General features: G+C 62.2%; 1 pseudogene. It reads right to left on the bottom strand.

Annotation, left to right across the window (positions count from 1 at the left end):
* Positions 1 to 331 (bottom strand): annotated as a pseudogene (locus K0625_RS24395) (hypothetical protein); the annotation flags it as partial.

The raw sequence follows: 331 nt of genomic DNA, 5'->3' as shown, positions 1-331 counted from the left end.
GCGTCGATGGCCAAGCTGAGGCCATTATCAAGCATCGCTTGGGTCACTGGGCCGCTGAACAGGGTGTTACCGGCTTGGTCGGTGACCACTAAGGTGTCGCCCACAGCGGTGCCTGCGCCCAAGCTGATGGTGATGTCAATTTGACCCGAGAGCTCAACGTCATTGATAAAGCCATCGTTGTTGATGTCCTCATCGATGGTGACGGTTGGGCTGGCGGGGGCGCCGCTGCCCGTGCCGTAGTCGAGCAGGGCGTTATCGCTGCCCTCTGCAGTGTTGCCAGCAGGGTCGGTGACGGTGGCGGTGACCGCGACGGTGGTGCCCGTTGCTGGTG

It is taken from the genome of Shewanella nanhaiensis, assembly GCF_019457885.1.
In the GTDB taxonomy this organism is placed as follows: domain Bacteria; phylum Pseudomonadota; class Gammaproteobacteria; order Enterobacterales; family Shewanellaceae; genus Shewanella; species Shewanella nanhaiensis.
The sequence above is the reverse complement of the archived record's forward strand: the minus strand, read 5'-3'. Positions and strand labels throughout refer to the sequence as shown.